This is a genomic window from Carboxylicivirga agarovorans (genome assembly GCF_050589845.1).
Classification (GTDB): Bacteria; Bacteroidota; Bacteroidia; order Bacteroidales; family Marinilabiliaceae; genus Carboxylicivirga; species Carboxylicivirga agarovorans.
On sequence record NZ_JBNGPA010000006.1, the window covers coordinates 53,689 to 74,519 of the forward strand.

Consider the following 20,831-nt stretch of genomic DNA (forward strand, 5'->3'; position numbering starts at 1 on the left):
GAAGTGTTTATTCGTCAAACCATCTAACGAGCTATACCCGCAGGTGCGAATATGGGAAGTTGCAAGCGTGCTTTCAGCTCGATTTGATTCATGTATTTATAAAATACAAGTTATACTCAAAAATCCTTAAGGTTTAAAACCTTAAGGACTGGTTGATTGATTATCTGCATACCCTTGTACTATTTAATGATCTAACTATAGATATTAATAATCTAATGATCTTTTAGTGCATGGTGCCTGTCTCACTACTCGCCTCTCATCTCTTTGTCGAATTGTCGAGTTGTCGAGTTGCTAAATTGAGGAATTGTAGAGTTATGCTTAAAGACCTTAAGTTATTCAAAATCTTGAGGTCTGGTAACACTATGATGAGTTAAACAGATAAATTTTAAACTAATAAACAGTCGCATGATCTAATGGTCTTTTAGTGCACATATCTCCTTAATCATACAGCTACCTATTCCGCTGCAAACTAATTCCTGCATTAACATATTCGGGGTTGCAGCGGGTGGATGTGGATGACTAGTCCTGGGGTGTCGCTGCGCTTTACCCCAGGCTATGATGATGTGGGCCTTCAGCCCGCTATTTACAGCCAGGTAATCAATTCCGAAGGAATAATTCGTGTAATTGATGTTTATTACTGAGAATTAAGATTCGTGTAATTCGTGTAATTCGTGTAATCCGTGGTTCATCTTTTTTTTATTTATTTATATCATTGGCTTGTGTTATATTTTGCCTCTCTTAAAACCACCGTTTTCTTTTTTTTGACCACGCACCGATGGCCATCGGGGTCTCACCTCTCACCTCTTTGTCGAATTGGCAAATTGTCGAATTGTCGAATTGTGAAGAAAGTTGAAGAGTTTAATGTTTTGACTCCCGATACCTATCCGGGATCGACAATTCAGCAGTTCGACAATTCGACAGTTTCTCAATTAAACTACTAAACAGCCTAAATAATCACTCCTCCCAGGTAAGGTAAGCAGATACCAGCCAGTGGTTCATTTTATCACCATCTATCTCCTGCGCCTCGGGTATGCTAAATACAAACTTGTTATTACCGTCTTTTAACTCCACGTCAACAACGACAGGTGCTACATCAGATCCGGGACACCAGTTTGAACGCGACAAATCAGAAGATGCCAGCCGCTCTTCAATCACTTTCTCTTCATATTTCCAGGTATTCCAGTCAATATAGGTCGCTGTATCTTCTATGAGCCACACTCCGGAACCCGGGTTAAAACGACGGAAGGATGCACAATCATCTCGCCATGGAATAAAATTAATTACCTCATTATTATTCACTATGACAACATTGCGTTTCTTAACAAACTCATCCCCACCGGAATGACCTCCATGCCCTGTAGTAATATAGTTTAATCGGATATTTTTGCCCGCTGCAGGCACTGACGCTGTTAGCTCCAGGTCTTTCCGGGCAAACAAATCAACATGTTTCTGGCCCCTGAAATAGGGAATTGTATTTAACAATGACAGCACTTTAGTCTCTGGTTTTTCAGCATATAAGTAATCGGTTTCATCAAAGGTAATATCAACCGAAACGGTATAACCTTCTTTTGTCCAGGTATCGATCCATACTCCCACCCATACTTCGCCTTCAAGCAATGACAAACGATCGCTAACATCTTGCTCCCAAACCACTTTATCTTCCCAATGCGGAATATAAACAGGTTGTCTCAAATCCATCTTGTCGTTATAAAAGCCCACACCAAAGGGCGTCATGAATCGCATCAGTTCAACCACCGGTTCATAATCACTTCCAGCGGCAATTCCCTGCAGTCCTTCGTGTTCTGCATAGCCTACGGGCAACTCACCTTCCTTGCTTAATGTGACAAAATTAAGCAAGGAGCTTTGAGGAATAACGAATAAAGATCCTGACTTATCCCAGCGATCACCTGCTGATGCAACAGTCACTTTGACCGATGCATTTACCTCCCTGTTATATGTTGGCAGATTTAATTTCTTCAACAAGATTCGCCCGTCCATGATACGATAAGTAGTTTCAGCTTTAGAAAGATCATCAGTAAAGGCTCCGCCATCAAAATACAGATGTTCATTATCAAAAACAGAGATCTGCTTATCTCCTATAGAATCAATGACACGAGGCCCGCACCCCGCCATGAATAAAACAACAAACAGCCATAAACTATTTTTCATAACCTAGAATTTTTAATTAATCTAAACCTTTATTCGCCGAAAAGCAATCGACATCACTAATAATAATACAGACAAAGATGTAATACCCCACCCCAATCCGGCGACATCAACCACTACACCTAAAATAAATGCCAGGACAGAAGCGAATAAGGTTTCACTCTGACTCTCTACTGACATTACGCTAGCCATAATTTTTACATCAAATTGTGTAGTAATATATTTAACGGCCAGGGGCCTGCGCAAATTCTGTATAATCAGTATCATTGAAAAAAGTAATAAGGCAGGAATAGCATAATTCATCATAAACAAAAGACCAGCAACAATACCAAAGGCATATCCTGAAATTTGCAATACTCCAAGTCCGTTTGTTGCCTGTTTAAAAAAGTTTTCAACACGATAGGCATTACGGGAAGCATTTGAAGTAATAAGGTAAATAATGAAATAAATGACTCCAATGTAAATGGCGGTATTCTGTTCAATGGTAAATGAATCTGATAATATGTGCAATCCGGCCAATGTGGTAATTATTATTTGTATATAATCACGTATAGCTTTATAGTAGCCGGTAAATCCACTTGTCAAAACAATTGCTTTCAAAGCTGCTTTATTAATAATAGCCTTGAATAAACGTATTACATGTTCTCTAAAATCTTTAAAAACAGTTTTGACAGAGCCACTTGTATCTCCGTTTAAATAGGATGGATACGAACTTAGCAACAGCAAGTCAAACAAATAGGGGATGGTGGTCATTAAAAACATCAGGGAATAATCGCCAGTATAAAAAACCAGGCAAGCACTTATCAGGGAAGAAACAGCTGAACCTTTCTGCGACCAGGAACGGGTCATGCCATAATAACGGGTTTTTTCACTTTGCCAATCCTTACGCACCAGGTAGGCATGAATCATAGCTTTATGGGTTCCCGTCCTGAATGAATCACCAACACCATAAAACAGAAAGGCTAACATAAAGCCCCAGAAGCCTGAGAGAAGATAAAACAGGATAAAGCTAAGCAAGTAACACGAAAAGGCACTCACCATGGCTTTCTTTCGGCCAAGCACATCAGCAATAACACCAGAAATGATCTCCAGTAAATTGATCACTAATTCACGAAAAGCGTATAAAACACCAATCTCTGAATAAGAGATTCCGCTTTCTACAAAAAACAATAATAAAAAGGGATCGTAGAACTTGAGGTTTTTAAAAAAACCGTATAAGCTAAACTTATAAAACTGTTTGTCTTTTCTAAATCTCAAAGAAATGCTTATTGAATTATTAAAACAACAAGCTAATTTAAATATTGGTTCTTTACAAATGGTATAAAAAAGAAAGCCGCCTTAAAGCATTCTTTAAGACGACTTTCAACTTTTAACCAAACCTAACCCTAAACTATGAGAAAACTTACTCAATATCTTAATTGGCAACTCAATGCCGATCTTTCAAATTATATTACGCAAGAAAAATAAAATGGTTACAAATGTTTTCCCTTAAATTTGTTTTCCCTTATTCTTACATTGCAAATGTAAATCGATTTATCTCTAACACATAATAACTAAAGTTAAAAGAAGTTAAATTGAATATTATCTGATCATTAACAACTGATTTTCAACCCTTTTTAAAAGTTATAACTAAAAGTAATATTAAAACTTTCACGTATCTGCACACGCGTCGACTCGTTGGTAAAATAACGAAGATGTCCCAATATACGGGTAGATAGAAAACGGTTGATTCGCATATCTGCAATAACCTCCCAGTCTATTTGAACTTGTCGGTCCTCTCCTGCTTTCACTTTATCCAGGTACTGGTAAAATGCATCCAGACGTGACGCTATTTTTATTTGTTTTGATATTTCGTAACTAAAATTATTGACGATGGAGATACCATTGGTAACATTTGTCCTTTTACCCTCCTCAATTCCGTAATCAGTCTCATCAAACTTATCAATATCATTTACCAGAACAAGACGAGTCGTTACCGGAGATAATAACAGGGTAAATTTACTATTGGGTTTGTAGTCCATACCAATCGCAAATGACATATATGCCGGTGCAAGAAAGCCCGATATAGGAGTTTCTTTCTCCACATCGTCTTTGTCATAGCCATAAAAAAACTGCGTTTTAAAATTGTAAAGAAAACTATAGTACCATTTCTCCGAAGCCTTATGACCGTATTTGGTATTGATCTCAATTAAATCAGTATTAATTCTTCCCGGATCATTCTCTGTTGATAACACACCTATTTTATGAATAATGTAATTATCCCACTCATGCTTACCTTTTTTGTAATTGGCACTCAGGCGTAGATCACTACCTAAACTAATGCTGCTTTCACCCCCTTTAACCCAGTTATCAACATAGCCTTGTGACAACAAAATATTTTCGGTCCCTTTTAATGTCCAGGGGCCCGATGAAAGTTTTACTTTTTCTAAACTAGGATGTGTATCATACGTCTTATCGCGTAACAACATACTAATACCATCCATGGCTGAACGACGTTGTAAGAAACCATTTCGTCCGGGTTGGGGTGCATCCGGTATTGAATCCCATGAAACACTGATATTACCCGGATGGCTGAACATATAATTATCACGCGCTTCTGCAATAAAGAAACGCTCCCCAAACACCTCTTTATAAGTATTAGATAAAGCAGTCGATCGCATTAATTCCTCGTATTCAATCAACTTTTGCTTCTTAAATTCGCTTGGCTCATAGCTAATGTCCGGATAATCAGGCATCCTGAATTTCACCTCAAACCTAAAGGTTTTTAGTCTATTATCCTGCAAAGGCGAAAAGAGATAATTTTCAAATAGTTTGTCTCGTTCAACTGAGTTATTGATATACCTGGCAATATAAAGCGTTTCGAACACAGGGTATCTGTCTGCATCCTGGTAATTATAGAATAATCCGTGCCACGGCTGACTGATTGTTGAATCGCCTGACCAGTTTCGCCAATCAAAACCATAGCTCTGCCACTGAGCATTCACACTAAGAGCAACGCTTAAGCCTATAATAAAGAAACTGATTACTTTTTTATATATCGATGACGAAACATTCATAAATACTGATGCATGTAATAATGTATAGGCTTATTTTTCTGCAACAAAAATAATATGATTATCCGTAAACCCGACGTTCAGAAGCACACAATATTGTTCAAAATCATTACTACTCTATTATAAGCGTTCCAATAAACATTTGAAACAATAATCAGGAGAATCAAGCTCACGCTTAACACTTTCATTTTTATCCCAAAGCCACAAGTGCTTAAACCTCTATGAAAATGCCCATTAACAAAGCACAAAGCTGTTTTTGAATATGATTTTCAACACATACCTTACAATTTAACACCACTTTTTTTTGTCAATTGTATATCTTTTTTACATTTGCACCTACATTAGTTTAGAATGGTGAATAACTATATACAATCCGCATTATCGTATCGCGTTTTTATAAACATTAAAAACCGCGACGAATTCACCTGTTAATACCGTTGATACGGAATCCTCACTTTTTATTTGATTCAGTTTAATCTTATCAGAATGATAAATGCATTCAGGCATTTTGATTTATCGATAATGAGCATCTGCTATTTCTAAAAAACTAAAAATACATATACAATGGAATTACCTTTTTCAGAATCTTTTAAGATTAAGATGGTTGAACCCATCCGTAAAAGTACACGTGAAGAAAGAGAAGCGTGGATTAAAGACGCTAAATACAACTTATTTAACCTTCGCAGCGATCAGGTTTTTATCGACTTATTAACCGATAGTGGCACCGGCGCTATGAGTGATCGTCAGTGGGCTGCCATGATGCTTGGAGATGAAAGCTATGCTGGTGCCTCATCGTATTACAACTTAAAAAATGCCATTAAAAACATTATTGGCTTCGATTACTTTTTACCAACTCACCAGGGACGTGCTGCAGAGAATGTATTGTTCTCAGCATTAGTAAAAGAAGGTGATGTGGTACCAGGTAACTCTCACTTTGACACAACCAAAGGACACATTGAGTTCAGAAAAGCCACTGCCATCGATTGTACAATCGATGAAGCTTTTAACACAACAGTTGATCACCCCTTTAAAGGTAACCTTGATTTAAATAAACTGGAGTACGTATTGCAGAAACACCCCAAGGAGAACATTCCGATGATCATTGTTACTGTAACATGTAACTCATCTGGAGGTCAACCTGTTTCAATGCAAAACATGCGCGAAGTTTATGCCATGGCAAAAGAATATGGTATTCGTGTTTTATTTGATTCGGCACGTTTTGCTGAGAATGCCTACTTCATTAAACTACGTGAGGAAGGGTATGCAGACAAGAGCATAAAAGAAATTGTAAAGGAGATGTATTCTTATGCTGACGGCATGACCATGAGTAGTAAGAAAGACGCTATTGTTAACATGGGTGGTTTTATTGCCTTGCGCGAAGAAGACTTATTTAAGAAGGCCAGCCAGTTTAATATCATTTACGAAGGATTTGTTACATATGGCGGTATGTCGGGTCGTGATATGAATGCTTTGGCCCAAGGACTGGATGAAGGTACTGAATTCGACTACCTGGAAACACGTATTAAACAAGTTGCATACCTGGGTAATAAATTGAAGGAGTTTGGTGTACCTGTTCAGGAGCCATTTGGCGGTCACGCTATCTTTGTTGATGCCAAACGCTTTCTGCCAAATATTCCAAAAGAAGAATACGTTGCTCAAACGCTAGCCATAGAACTATACAAGGAAGCTGGAATCCGCGGTGTTGAAATCGGAACCTTACTGGCTGATCGCGATCCGCAAACACGTGAAAACAGATACCCGGCACTTGAATTACTTCGTTTAGCTATACCGCGACGCGTATACACTAACAACCATATGGATGTCATTGCGGTTGCTCTTAAGAATGTATATGATCGTCGTAATGAGATTACAAACGGTTATACCATTTTGGAAGAAGCGCCAATCATGCGCCATTTCACTGTTGAGTTAACTCCTGCTGTAAAAGAAACAGCTGAATAAAATATACTCAATCACACACTTAAAGGTTGGTTCACATTTGAGCCAGCCTTTTTTTGTCGCTAGTTTTGCATGCCCTCTTTTTTTTATCTTGTTTTGTAAGCCAATTGAGTAAACCAAAACAACCCTCAATTGGTTGTACTTGTCAACAATAATAAGAAACACCTGCATGAAAGACCTGACCGTAGGCAATGAAGCTAAACTGATATTTAAATTTGCGTTACCTATGGTGTTGGGCAATCTGCTTCAGCAGCTTTATCATGTAGTCGACAGTGTCATTGTAGGTAATTACCTTGGCAAGGAAGCCCTGGCCGCCATTGGGGCCTCATCACCCATTTTTTATGCCCTCATTGCTTTTGTCATAGGTATTGGAAGTGGTGCCACCATTATTATCAGTCAATACTTTGGTGCCAAAAACCTTGAGAAGGTTAAAAGAGCAATTGACACCACCTATATCTTCTTATTCATCGCCTCAATTATCATCACCAGCATAGGCATCTTTTTTAGTGAAGAAATATTCAGGCTACTCCATGTGGAAGAAGATGTCATTCCATTGGCTACCGATTATTTCAATGTGTTTATGATGGGGATGATCGCTTTTTTTGGCTTTAGCGGAACATCATCCATATTGCGCGGACTGGGCGATTCAATGACTCCTCTGTATTTTATGGTAATTGCAACCATTGTTAATATCGTTCTGGATATCGTTTTTATAGTGGTATTCGGATGGGGAATCAGTGGAGTTGCCTATGCCACATTAATAGCTCAGGCTGGAGCGTTTATTTCCGGAGCTATTTATCTGAACAAAAGGCATCAGATCATATCATTCAATGTATTAAAGTTCCGATTCGACAAGGAACTTTTTATGCAAAGTATCCGAATAGGTTTACCAACCGGTTTTCAGCAGACCTTTGTTGCATTGGGAATAATGGCACTTATCCGCATTGTTAATAACTTTGACACCGATGTACTGGCAGCATTCTCCGTTGCCAGCCGGATCGATGCTCTGGCTGCCATGCCGGCCCTTAACCTGGCCAGCGCACTTTCAGCTTTTGTAGGTCAAAACCTGGGAGCCGGAAAGGTTGATCGCATAAAAAAAGGACTCAGAGCCACCTTATTTATGGCCTGGGGAATATCCTTGTTTGTTATGCTTACCGTTATCTTCTTCGGTGAATTCATGATGCAAGCCTTCACCCAGGATGAAGCGGTGATCATGCATGGGGCCAATTACCTGGTGATAGTGAGTTCATTCTATATGATCTTCTCTACGATGTTTGTAATGCATGGAGTACTTCGCGGCGCAGGTGATACGCTTATCCCTATGTTTATAACCTTATTTTCACTCTGGGTCATACGTATTCCATTTGCTTTGGTACTCTCAAAACACTTTGGAGTGAACGGTATCTGGTGGGCTATACCAATTGGCTGGAGCATGGGACTTGCCGGTTCACTTATTTATTATTTCACAGGAAGGTGGAAATACAAAGGTGTGGTCAAACATTGATATCGTTTTATAAAGTCAAGGCTCTGCTTTATAAAAACAGGCCTTGACTGGATTCACTATTCTAATATTTACAGTGCTTTACTAAATGTATGAAAACACTTAACATGCTTTCATACTTCCTTTAAGCATAAAATAAGCATTCGTCCTAAGACTAGTCCACATTGGAAATCGTTACAACACTGCGTGCTGGAATCGTTAGCTCTTCATTCAGGTCTATTTCCTTCTTAAACGCGAGGTTATTACCACTTTTTCCATCTGTCAGGTAAACTTTTAGTTTACCTGACAGCATTGCGCCCTTTAAATTAACCTTTACAGGCACATCTGCATGTAAATAATTCGTAATAACAACAGTAAGCTCGCTTTTATCTTCTGAAGTAAATGCACACGACATGATGCTATTAAGTGATTGCTCGTCCGTCTTTGAATCACTTCTTGTGATCAAAACACGTTGCATGCTCTCTTTGATAAAACGGGAGTAGTTACCCAGGGCCCACATTGTTTTAGAATCATAAATAGTACCATCGTTTTTGTTATAATCGATATATACTAGTCCATCTTTGTAGTCATAAGGGCTGATTGCCAACCACCATTGCCATGATGAGGCATTTGCAATGGCCAGATCGGTAAAAATAACACGTGATGTATACAGTGCTGTCTTCATACCCAAATCACGCCCGTTACCTTCTATATCCGGATTATTCTCTAATACACAATATTCACTCATCCAGAACTCTACTTGTTCAGGATTTGATTTTATGGTCTCATTAACCTTACGTCTGATCGAAGCCATTTCATCAACCGGCCAGGTGGTGTAATAACTGTGCGCCGCTACTTTAGGGGCCACATGTGACAGTTTACCAAGATATTCGGGAGATGATGGATCGAAAAAACTATAAACCTGGAAGCCTCGACCTGATTTACCACCATTCTCATACATAAAATTCAATTGTGCTGATTCTGGTATCTCAAGCATGGCATTAACGTTCTTCTGCTCAAAAGCCATATTTATTACTTTTGTTGCTGCAGCAATCTCAGTATTTTGAGCAGGAGTTCCCTCCTGCCCTTTATTGGTCCAATCCCATTGCGGTTCATTAAACGGACTGATGTATTTGAAACTGACACCATCCTGTTCCTTAACCTTCAACGCAACATCGGCCAGATAATCAGCAAAGAGTGAATAATTCTCCTCTGCCAGATTGTAATGATTTTTATCCGAAGAATAAGCCTTCCCATTTTTTGTAAGACTAACAGGAGGGCTGTTAACAAAACCAACAAACTGATTCACACCTCTTTCTTTCGCCGCCTTTAGAAACCATCTTTGTCCCTGGTGTTTACTCCAATCATAAACACCTTTGCTGGTCATAAAGGATTCAGCACGTCGCCATTCATCTTTAATCTCGCTTGCAGCTCCCTGCTCCGCACTACCTCCTCCAATATTAAACCGCCAGGTATTCAATCCAATGCCTTTGGGGTGGCCCTCCCCATCAAGCTCTCTGCTAAACAGCCAATCGGCCATTTGTTCTTTTTTATTCTCGGGCCAATTCTTACCAACAAACTGACAACTCCAGGCATCAGATGCTCCAAAGCCATGAATCTTCTGACGGGTTGCATCCGCTTGAATAGTCAGATTCAGTGCCGACGAATCGCCGGGCTCCCCCCCGCTATCCTTTTCACAGGAAGTAAGAGCAATTAATACTGCTAAATATATTTTTACGATCATCTTTATTCGTTTCATAAAATTCATTCTTCTGCTACTAAAGTGGACAAATGGTAAAGGTGTAATGATAGGCATTATCCACCAGTTTATAAGCTTCATGTGTATCATGACCCCAACTATTGTCGCCACCAACACCCCGTTGAGTTAAATCGATGTTGAGTTCTGTAATATTCCGCTTAGGAATCTGGTAATAGTGTGTCAGGTTATTGTTCAGATCATCAATGGTGAAATGATGCGTGCTCATTTCCAGCGGCTGCTGGCCTGAAATGAGAAATCCACGTCCTTGTTCATTCGTTACCTTCATCCAGCGTACCTGCGTTTTGTTACCACTCTCCTGAGGCCATACATACGGAGTATGCTGATCGCTTACCTTTCCTTTGTACACATCCACCATTACGGCATTCCTGCGGTCGTTGTATGATTCGTGCGGCCCATTACCATACCATTCAACTAGTTCAAAGCCATCAGGCATCACCAGGTTCATACCAAAGCGTGGTAATTCGGGTAGTTCACCAGCACCCTTTTTAAAATCCACGTGTACCTGAACAGCTCCATCAGGATAGATGTTATAAATAACATCATAAGCTGATTCCCCAACACTTATCATTGAGGTCGTGGAAACTTTTACACTTTCATCAAGCTTTTCAATCTTTAAGGAGCTTATGGTGCGTTTTGCCTCTACATCATACCAATCCCAGCATCGGTGATGCATACCGTTTCCACGATCGTTATTGGTAGGAACACGCCAGAAGTTAGGTTGCAAGCCACGGCGTAATAAATCCTGACTACGAAATTTCCAATCACTTATGTTACCTGTTGCCTTGTCAAAAACAATGGCAAAATCCTTTCCGAATACATAGTGCTTCGCCTCATCTTCAGACAATGTTAAAGTACCTTGTTGAGAATCTTCCCTGATCGCTGGTTTAAAACCGCTTAACTCAAATTGCTCTGCAGCTATAGCATATCCTTTTTCCAGTAAACCATGTTCTTTAGAAGTGCGGACATAGAAGTTGATAAAATATTCCGTGTCTTCAATTGATTCATAATTATACTTGACTTTAAAGGCTCTTTTCTCCTGAGGATTCACTGCTTTTTTAAGATCAACAATCCCTTTTTGAAGTACCTGGCCTTCAGCCTTAATTTCAAAGTAGAGTTCTAGCCCATCGGTATTTCTGAAAAAGCTTTCATTGTAGATATTGAATTTACCTTTTGAAAGATCAGTGGCAGTTATCCAGAAATCCTGATACACCTTTTTAACATCATACAAAGCAGGTTTGGGCGTCTGATCTGCAAAAATAAGTCCATTCAAACAAAAATCGCCGTCAGATGGCACATCCTGTGGACCAAAATCGCCTCCATAAGCCCAAAACCGTTTTCCATCAGGTAGTTGCCGCTCAATTCCCTGATCCATCCAATCCCATATAAAACCACCTTGCAGCTGTGGTTCTTTGCGAATAAGTTTCCAGTAATCCATTAAGTTACCATTGCTGTTACCCATAGCATGGCTGTATTCGCATTGTATCATAGGACGATGATCATTCAAAGTGAGGAACTCCTCCATCTGCTCAATTTTGTAATACATAGGGCATACAATATCCGTGTAGGACTCTAACCAAGCCTGCTCATACTGCACAAGCCTGCTGTTATCACGCTCTTTAATCCAAGCGGCGGTAGCTTCAAAGTTTTGTCCCGAACCCGCTTCATTTCCCAACGACCAGATAATGACAGAGGGGAAATTCTTATCCCGTTCCACCATATTTATTGTTCTGTCAAGGTGTGCCTGTTTCCAATCAGGATTATTTCCCAATGTTCTGTCAAGACTATAACCATCATTCCATAGTGAACCCATAGCATGACTTTCGATGTTGGCCTCATCAATCACATACAAACCATATTGATCACATAGTTGGTACCAATAAGGATCAACAGGATAATGGCTGCAACGCACTGCATTGATGTTGTGTTGTTTCATGAGGGTAATATCGCGCAACATAGAAGCTTTTGAAACCACATGCCCATCAGCCTCGTGGTGCTCGTGTCGGTTAACTCCTTTTAATAAAACCGGCTGCCCATTTACCACCAGTTGCTTGTTTTTTATTTCAACGCTACGAAAACCAACCTTGGTACTTCTGACATCAAGTGTTTCTCCGGCGTCATTTTTCAACAAGACGAACAAGGTATATAAGTTAGGAAGCTCTGCACTCCATATATCCACTGAAGGTAGAGTTGATTCAAAGATTTGCTTGCTGCCATCAGCATTTCTCACATCCTGATAAACCAGTTTTCCGGCATTATCAATTAGTTGAACCTCCAGTTCAGAATCTGATGTTTGCAACTTCAGGTCTACATCCAGCTGAAACACTCCCTCCTTGTATTTGGCATCTAAGCCACTTTTCACAAAGAAATCACGAATATGTGTTTGCGGTAATGCGTATAAATAAACATCGCGTTCAATACCACTTAAGCGCCACATATCCTGGTCTTCAAGGTAACTGCCATCGCACCAGCGATAAATTTCTACTGCCAGCTTGTTTTCCCCCTTTTTCAGGAATCGCGTAATGTCAAATTCAGCAGGTGTTTTGGAATCCTGTGAGTAGCCCACTTTTTGTCCATTGACCCACACATACATGGCCGAATTAACTGCTCCAAAGTGCAGTATTACCTGACTTCCATCCCAATTAACAGGTATCGTAAAAGTACGCACATAGGATCCAACCGGATTGTACTCATCCGGAATATTAGGCGGATCCATTTTGAAAGGGTATTTCACATTGGTATAAATGGCTGTGCCATAACCTTCCATCTGCCAGTTGGCAGGAACCTTTATTTCATCCCAATCAGTAACATCGAAAGCCATCTGATAAAAATCGACAGGTCGCTGCGAGGGATTAACAGACCAGGTAAATGACCATGTGCCATTTAAACTTTGATAGTAATCAGAGCTTGTTTTATCATTTTCTTTGGCCTTGTCTAATGAACGATAAGGAAACGACCAGGCAAAGGGCTGTCGCTTTCCTTCTCTGACTTTAGCCGGATTTTGCCAATCCTTGCTGATCGCCACATGAGTAGACAATCCTATTAAAAGGATGAGAACAATCATTTTTCTATAGTACATAGTTTCTGTCTTTTAAAGTATTTGTAAATACCATTCGTCACCAGTTTTGCTTAAAGTCTCTTGATCCAACGAATAGCCAAACCTATCCATTGGTCTGTTCCATTGGATTCATCGCCTAAACCGAAGCCATGACCTCCGTCTGGAAAAGTATGTAACTCAAATGCTACATTATGCCTTCTCAGGGCTGCTGCATACTCACTGGTCTCTTCGTAATGGCAGACCTTATCATCTAATGCATGCACCAGGAATGAAGGCGGAGTTGAAGAGTTAACCTGCTCAAGAATATTAAATTCATCATACTCCTGCTCAGTCATTGTCCGGTGAAACAATTTATTCTCCAACCAGTCAACATTTTCATCGCTCAAGCGTGGACAACCATAAATGATGAGTGAAAAATTGGGTCGCTGCAGAACTTTGGAACAGGCAAAAGCTGCTAAATGCCCTCCGGCCGAAAAACCCATCACTCCAATATTATCAGTTTCAAAACCATATAGTCCAGCCCACTGACGCATAAGTTCAAGGGCACGTTGCACATCTGTGATCGGTAATTTTTCCGGTGTATCTGAACTCTCGGCCAATGGCAGGCGGTATTTTAACACGGCGGCAGTAATGCCGTCCTTCGCCAGTTCCCTGGCAACATCATGTCCTTCATGATAAATGGCTTCCACCTCGTAACCTCCACCGGGTATAATAATAACTGCTTTACCGCTGTTTTTTCCTTGAGCCGGATAAATGTACAATTGAGGAATTACCACGTTGAAAACACAACGCGTTCCCCAACTCTCCTTTTCTTCTTCAATCAAATCATTTGCTTTGGAATAGGGCATTTTGTCTTCAGCCCATAGCGGCCTTAGCTCCTGGGAAGCTGAAGTAATGCCTGTCAGCAAAAGCAATCCGGTAAACAATGCTATCCTCAACATTTCTATCTTATTAATCATTTAAACCGATTTTAGTGGCATCAAAATCAACCACTGCATTATCAGCTGCCTGCAACACTACATCAATTTGCCATGTTCCAGCCGGTGCTGCTTGAGTTGTGAGTTCAATTTTCTGCCAGTCTTCAGTCATTTCCATTTCATTTGTAGCCTGTATCAACACACTTTGACTCTGGTTACGAAAACGATACTGTAACAATCCAATCCCTTCGCCTTTGGCCCACACCGAAATTGTGAATACATCACCCTCTTCAGCTAACACTGCCTGATGTACACCGTCGCTGGCCTTGCACCGAACAAAGGCATTGCCATCTTTGGCTTCACTTCCGGTCTGATAGCTGGCATTGGTATCGACATTGATCGGTCGCCAACCATCAGGACGCGGCCCTAACAGGTTCTTTTCAAACGAAGCATTACCCAACCGTCCTTTTTCCAGAGGTATGGAGCTATATGAAACGGGAGTCCATTCCCAAGCCATTTGTTCAGCGATATGAGCACCAAGGATATTGGCAAAACCCGCTTGTTCCGATATGATCGCATGATCTTGTCCCCATAGCCAGGGAAATTTCACAAACGACACATTGCTTTCGCCCATAGCATTGAGTTCCTGCGTCAGTTCATCAAGGTAATCGGCCGGTTCGTTGATTGCCCAGCCAATTGAATTGGCAAACACCACATGCGCATTGGGATACACCGGACGAATCTGCGTGGTCAACAGTTTTTTCCACGATGATTTAATATCTGCCTTTGCAGCTCCATTCCAATAGTCATTGGCTCCAAGATTGATGACCACTACATCGGGTTTTCTGCCCAGGTTGTTGTTTTCAAAATCCCAGGTATTCTCATTGATTTGATGATACACATGTATTTTATCGTGATAATCAGTCAAGTCTTTATCACCCATGCCTTCTGTTACACCAAAACCTCCCACCGAAAGGTTTACCCATTCAGCATCGAGGCCCCGGGCTGTAAAGCCAGGATAGGCATAATAACCGTCAGTGGCATCATCTCCTCCCTGATCTTTATCATCCCAGGCACTCCAGCCCGATGGGTTGGAATCACCAATAAACTCGATCAGGCGTTCTGCCCTTGGCTCCAAACCAACAACTCTGTTACCGATCATCTGTAATTCGTGCAGGTGAACAACTCCCCATGCTTCATTTTTCTTCACAATTTCGACCGTATGATGCCCCATGGGCAAATCCGATACTACTGGATAGAATTGTTTAATACCATTCAATCGAATAACCTTACGCTTATCTATACTATCATCACCATCAATAATTACATATAAGTAACTAAAGCCGTCACCATCATAGTTATCGCTTGACAGCAATGCCGATAAACCGGTGCCATTAAATGCTATCTTAACCGAACTACCCGTAGCACTGGCACTTGCAATGTGTTCATTTATTTGCCAGCGACCACTGTACTGTAAATCAGGGTGTGTCACTTGTATTTTTATACGCTCGTTCTTGTTTCCAGCATTTATATTGTCGTCATTGCACGAGCTGGACAGCAAAACAATTAGCATAACCTTTGTAAAAAATATATGCCAGTTCATTTTAATTTCCATCTATCCAAAAACTAAGTAAGAGCCCTCAGCCTGTTTTTGCAGGACTGAGGGTCCGCACTTTTAATATCCTTTGTTTTGTGTTAATGTCCCGTCTGACAGATCTATTTCTGCCTGAGGAATTGGGAATAAAAGGTGTACATTCTCATCAAATAATTCACCTTTGGCATTGCCGGCATCATAATCGTCATTGGCGCCAAGATTATATGCCACGAAATCTTCCATCACTTCTTTCAGGCGCGATGAATTGGGATATCTGATGCCTTTTTGACGCTTTAGATCGTAATACCGATGACCTTCCAGAGCGAGTTCCATTCGTCTCTCCATGTAGATATCCATCAGCAACTGCTCACCGGTTGAACTGATACCTGCCAGACCAACCCGTTGTCGCACTAAATTTACAGAGGCAATAGCTTCGCTCTCATTATTATTGTGCCAGGCAGCCTCAGCATGTAGCAATAATAAATCGGCATAACGGAATAAAATATGGTTAAGCGGCGTACGTGTATGCTCCGATTGAGATGGTCGATCGTTCCAGGCGATCCAGTATTTACGATTGATTCGTCCCGTCTCATTTTCTGACAACTGGGTATCATAATCAGGATAATCCTCATCAACGTAATCGCCATGTTTAATAATGGTTGCGTTTCTGCGCGGATCACCTTCCATGAAGTTATCCAGATGGCTCGACGGTGTGGCAAAACCCCAACCACCATCGGCGCGGCTGCGTGTGAAGACTGGCAATACCGTACCTGCATCCAATACATTATCAAACACTGTTTGGATTTCGAAAAGAGAACCGTTGCCATTGGGATTATGAATACTCCAAACCATTGTAAACGGATCGTTAAGATTATATTCACCTGTTTCAACAATTTGTTTGGCCAATGGCTCAGCCTCATTCCATTTTTCCTGATAAACATATGCTTTCACCAGGTAAGCCAAAGCTGCACCTTTAGTGGCCCTGCCAATATCTGAAGCCCCTTGTTCTGAACGTTCTGGTAATGCACCTGACGCATCTTTTAAATCCTGCTCTATTTGCGTCCAGATCAAACTAGCAGACACGCGTTCCTGCTTGGGGTCATTTACAGTTAATGGCTCTAGTAAAAGTGGCACATCACCAAAATTCTTTACCAATTCAAAATAAGCAAAGGCCCTGAGAAATTGGGCTTCTGCAATAACACGCATTTTAAAATCGTCGCTTACAGGTGCATCTGGTACATTTTTTATCACCAGGTTACAACGATAGATCTGTTCATAAGCATACTGCCATTTGTACTGTATCCATTCATTCTGTGGAGTGATATTAAAGCGGGCCAACTCACCAAAGTCACGCTGGTCACCTTCCAGTGAATTGCCTTTAAAAGCATCATCTGAACAAATATCGCCCACCAGGTAAAAGAGATCATTCTCCCACCAGTCTTCGGGGCTAAGGGATGCATAACAACCCGAAAGGGCTTTTAAACACTCATCTTCATTAGCAAAGTAATTTTCTAACACTTGCTTACCCTGTATCGGTTGTTCTAAAAAGTCGCTGCACGAGGACCATAAAACGACCAATACACTAAATATTATAATAAGTTGATTATTTCGTCTCATCATTCTTGCTATTCAATAGGTTAAAAAGAAATGTTAGCTCCCACCATAAAAATACGAGGCAAAGGATATTGTCCCCAATCAATGCCCCTTTCCAGTGCACTACCGCCTAAATCCACATCCAGACCGTCAAAGCTGGTCAGTGTAAATAGGTTTTCGCCTCCAATAAACAAGCGGGCATTACTTATCTGCACGCGATCCAACCAGCTTTTGGGTAGACTATAGCCAAGTTGTAACGACTTTAAACGCAGGTGCGAACCATCTTCTATATAGTAATCTGAATAGATGAAGTTGTTGTTATTATCAACAGCGGCCAGGCGCGGCTGCGTATTTGTTGATCCCTCTCCATCCCATGCTTTTTCCAGTAATCCGGCAAAGGAGTTGTAACGCTCACTTCCTGTTCCGGCATATGGCTTAACAGCATTGAGCACATCGTTTCCATACGAGCCGGTGAATAACATGCTCAAATCAAAATTCTTATACCCAAAGTTCATATTAACACCGAAGGTAAAATCTGCTTCAGGATTACCAATCACGTCACGGTCATCGGCATTTATTTGTCCATCACCATTCACATCCTTAAAACGCATATCTCCAGGTTGAGCATGTGGCTGCAATATATTTCCAAACTCATCTGTATAGTTAATGACTTCACTTTCATTCTGGAAAATACCATCGGTTACCATACCGTAAAATTCACCGGCAACACCATCCTCAACCGTACGGGTTAAATTTTCAAGACGTTGATGATTACCGCTCCAAATGGCTTCTCCTTCAACCAGCTTGGTAATTTTGCTACTGGCTTTGGATACGTTCAATGAATGCGTCATTCTAAAACCTGAAGCATATTCCTTTCGGTACGTTAGTATTATTTCAAAACCTTTAGTGGTCAAGGTACCAATATTGGCATATGGCGTACTCCATGCTGATCCCAGGTAATAAGGAATTGACGTGGCCAGCAGCATATCTTTTGAACGTCGTTCAAAATAATCCACCGATGCTGTTAAACGCTGATTCCAGAAACCCAGGTCGGCTCCAATGTTCATATCTTCAACTGTTTCCCATTGTAAATCTGCATTACCAACCGATGCCGGTGCCTGCCCCAAATTAATGTCCCTTTCGGTTCCAAACACATAAACTGTTCGCCCTAATGTGGTTAATAAGGCATCGTTATTGATGTTATCATTTCCCACTTGTCCCCATCCGGCTCTTAACTTAGCCTGACTCAACCATTGTACGTTTTCCATAAAATCTTCTTCTGCCAGGTTCCAGGCTCCTGAAACAGATGGAAAATATCCCCAACGATTCTCTTTGTTAAATCGAGATGAAGCATCAGCTCTAAAAGAAGCGGTTAGTAAATACTTGTCACCGAAAGAGTAATTGGCTCGCGCTAAAAACGATTGACGTGTGCTTTTATTATTACTTCCTGAAGCAAAACGTTTGGTGTCTTCGGTAGAATCGATATACCTTAAATCAGGATGATTGTTAGGAGCGTTGTAACCTTCACCATACAGATAACGATTTTCATCACTTTCCATGGTCATACCCGCTGTGGCATTCAGCTTATGCTTATTCAACTGCTTAGTATAGTGTACCAGATTATTCCAGGTAAATTGTGTTCGATTATTATGACTACGTGTTACCCAATTCTCATTGTTATAATCTGTGGATTCAATAAAATAGGTGGGACCAAAGTCATTATCTTCCCACTCACTCAGGTAAAAAGCAAACTTACTTTCAGCTGTAATGCCATGGCCAAAATCGAATTTAGCAAACATGTTACCAATAGTTCTCAGGTAATCTGTTTCACTGAACGAACGTGCCAATGTTCCCATAGGGTTGGGCACATCGGTGTACAAAGTAGGATGATAAATACTGTATTTATTTTTGCCTTCCTGCTCATAATCAGGTAAATAAACTGGTACATTAGGCTCTACGCGTTGTACATCCCATACTAAATTGGGGCCGTTATCAGTCTTATCTTTACTCAAACTAAGGTTTTGACCCACCGTTAACCATTTGGCCAGTTTATATTCGGTGTTCAATTTCATGGTGATACGCTCATAACCTCCCCCTTTGACCAATCCGTCCTGGTTGAAATAGGAGAATCCAGAGGCTATCTTCATATCTTCAGTCCCTTTGTTAATACTGAGTGAATAGTTCTGAATGGGTGCCAGTTGTGTCACTTCATCCCACCAGTCGGTGCCTTTCCCAAAGGCTTCAGGGTCGGCAAAAGGTGCATCTGAACCTGAATTGGTGGCTGCTTTATTGACAATCTTAGCATATTCTGTAGCATCAGCCATATCAGGCTTTTTAGCTGCATCCTGTATGCTATAGGTAGCATCAATGGAGATAGTTGTCCGACCATCTTTTGCTTTCCTGGTTTCGATCACAATAACCCCGTTTGAAGCACGGGATCCAAAAATAGCACTGGCTGATGCATCTTTTAAAACCTGGACATTTTCAATATCCTTAGGATTTAACCAGCTTATATCGTCCATAGGTACATCATCAACCACATATAATGGATTATTATTATTAATGGTCGAAATACCACGAATTAGGATAGAGGCCTCACTACCTGGCGAACCGCCATTGGATGATACCTGAACACCCGCCAACTGCCCTTGTAATGCCTGTGAAACATTAGCTACATTTCGCTTGGCCAGTTCATCTCCCTTTACGGTAGAAATCGCACTTGTCAGATCTTTTTTCTGAACCGAGCCATAACCGATGGCTATCACCTCACTTAACTCGGTCAATTCTTCTTCAAGATTAATATTAATGATATTTCGTCCATTCACTGGTTCCTGAACAGATTTAAAACCAACAAAACTAAATACCAATATATCTGTTGAGCTCGCCTGTATGGAATACTCTCCGTCAATATTCGTTATTGTTCCGGTGGTAGTCCCTTGAATTACAATGGAAACACCAGGAAGCATTTCATTGCCTGATTGCACCTTACCTGTTATATTTATCGTCTCCTGGGCATAAACCGATGGAAAATGTAATATATTAAGCAGCGCAATCACCAACGACACATAATAGTGTCTGGATATATTTTTCATAGTACGCTTGAATTTTTAGATTATTAAAAATGACTTTAAATCTTGTTTGCCTGTTTGTCAATTAACAATTACAAACCTATAGATTCAAGATTCAACACAAAATAGGCAAATTGTCCATTAACAAAGTCCTTTTGTTCACATTAAA

At 40.6% G+C, this 20,831-nt stretch carries 11 protein-coding genes; 2 read left to right on the forward strand and 9 right to left on the reverse strand.

The features are described 5' to 3' along the window. Nucleotides 1-954: 954 nt before the first annotated feature. The 3 genes from ACRD69_RS08650 to ACRD69_RS08660 all read right to left on the reverse strand — a co-directional run bounded on the left by ACRD69_RS08650 (nucleotide 955) and on the right by ACRD69_RS08660 (nucleotide 5,222). Complete coding sequence (locus ACRD69_RS08650; protein WP_430814673.1) at nucleotides 955-2,169, reverse strand: PNGase F N-terminal domain-containing protein; 1,215 nt, start codon at nucleotides 2,167-2,169, stop codon at nucleotides 955-957. Between the two features lie 21 nt (nucleotides 2,170-2,190). Continuing rightward, the gene (locus ACRD69_RS08655) at nucleotides 2,191-3,423 is read right to left on the reverse strand and encodes an MFS transporter (protein ID WP_430814674.1); all 1,233 of its coding nucleotides are present in this window, start codon (nucleotides 3,421-3,423) and stop codon (nucleotides 2,191-2,193) included. A 359-nt stretch (nucleotides 3,424-3,782) separates the two neighbouring features. Then, a complete protein-coding gene (locus tag ACRD69_RS08660) occupies nucleotides 3,783-5,222 on the reverse strand; it encodes a DUF3078 domain-containing protein (protein WP_430814675.1) in 1,440 nt (479 codons plus the stop codon). 561 nt (nucleotides 5,223-5,783) lie between these two features. On the opposite strand from ACRD69_RS08660, the gene tnaA reads away from it, so the two are divergent. Together tnaA and ACRD69_RS08670 are read left to right on the forward strand one after the other, a co-directional pair. Continuing rightward, complete coding sequence (tnaA, locus tag ACRD69_RS08665; RefSeq protein WP_430814676.1) at nucleotides 5,784-7,178, forward strand: tryptophanase TnaA; 1,395 nt, start codon at nucleotides 5,784-5,786, stop codon at nucleotides 7,176-7,178. A gap of 166 nt (nucleotides 7,179-7,344) precedes the next feature. Then, entirely contained in the window at nucleotides 7,345-8,679 is a 1,335-nt protein-coding gene (locus tag ACRD69_RS08670) for an MATE family efflux transporter (RefSeq protein WP_430814677.1), read from the forward strand. A 151-nt stretch (nucleotides 8,680-8,830) separates the two neighbouring features. Here ACRD69_RS08670 and ACRD69_RS08675 read toward each other — a convergent pair whose 3' ends face one another. Genes ACRD69_RS08675 through ACRD69_RS08700 form a run of 6 tightly spaced genes read right to left on the reverse strand, consistent with a single transcriptional unit; the run spans nucleotide 8,831 to nucleotide 20,686 of the window. Next, nucleotides 8,831-10,414: a glycoside hydrolase gene (locus ACRD69_RS08675; protein ID WP_430814678.1), complete on the reverse strand. Its 1,584-nt coding sequence runs from the start codon at nucleotides 10,412-10,414 to the stop codon at nucleotides 8,831-8,833. A 19-nt stretch (nucleotides 10,415-10,433) separates the two neighbouring features. Beyond that, nucleotides 10,434-13,511 carry a beta-galactosidase, LacZ type gene (gene lacZ, locus ACRD69_RS08680; protein ID WP_430814679.1) on the reverse strand — a complete coding sequence of 1,026 codons (3,078 nt, stop codon included), beginning with the start codon at nucleotides 13,509-13,511 and terminating at the stop codon, nucleotides 10,434-10,436. Nucleotides 13,512-13,561: 50 nt separating this feature from the next. Beyond that, entirely contained in the window at nucleotides 13,562-14,449 is an 888-nt protein-coding gene (locus tag ACRD69_RS08685; RefSeq protein WP_430814680.1) for an alpha/beta hydrolase, read from the reverse strand. Beyond that, a complete protein-coding gene (locus tag ACRD69_RS08690) occupies nucleotides 14,442-16,022 on the reverse strand; it encodes a GDSL-type esterase/lipase family protein (protein WP_430814681.1) in 1,581 nt (526 codons plus the stop codon). The genes ACRD69_RS08685 and ACRD69_RS08690 overlap by 8 nt, the downstream gene beginning before the upstream one ends. 60 nt (nucleotides 16,023-16,082) lie before the next feature. Further along, nucleotides 16,083-17,618: a RagB/SusD family nutrient uptake outer membrane protein gene (locus tag ACRD69_RS08695; RefSeq protein WP_430814682.1), complete on the reverse strand. Its 1,536-nt coding sequence runs from the start codon at nucleotides 17,616-17,618 to the stop codon at nucleotides 16,083-16,085. Nucleotides 17,619-17,638: 20 nt separating this feature from the next. Further along, nucleotides 17,639-20,686 (reverse strand): SusC/RagA family TonB-linked outer membrane protein, encoded by a 3,048-nt coding sequence (locus ACRD69_RS08700; RefSeq protein WP_430814683.1) that lies wholly within the window; start codon nucleotides 20,684-20,686, stop codon nucleotides 17,639-17,641. Nucleotides 20,687-20,831: the final 145 nt, after the last annotated feature.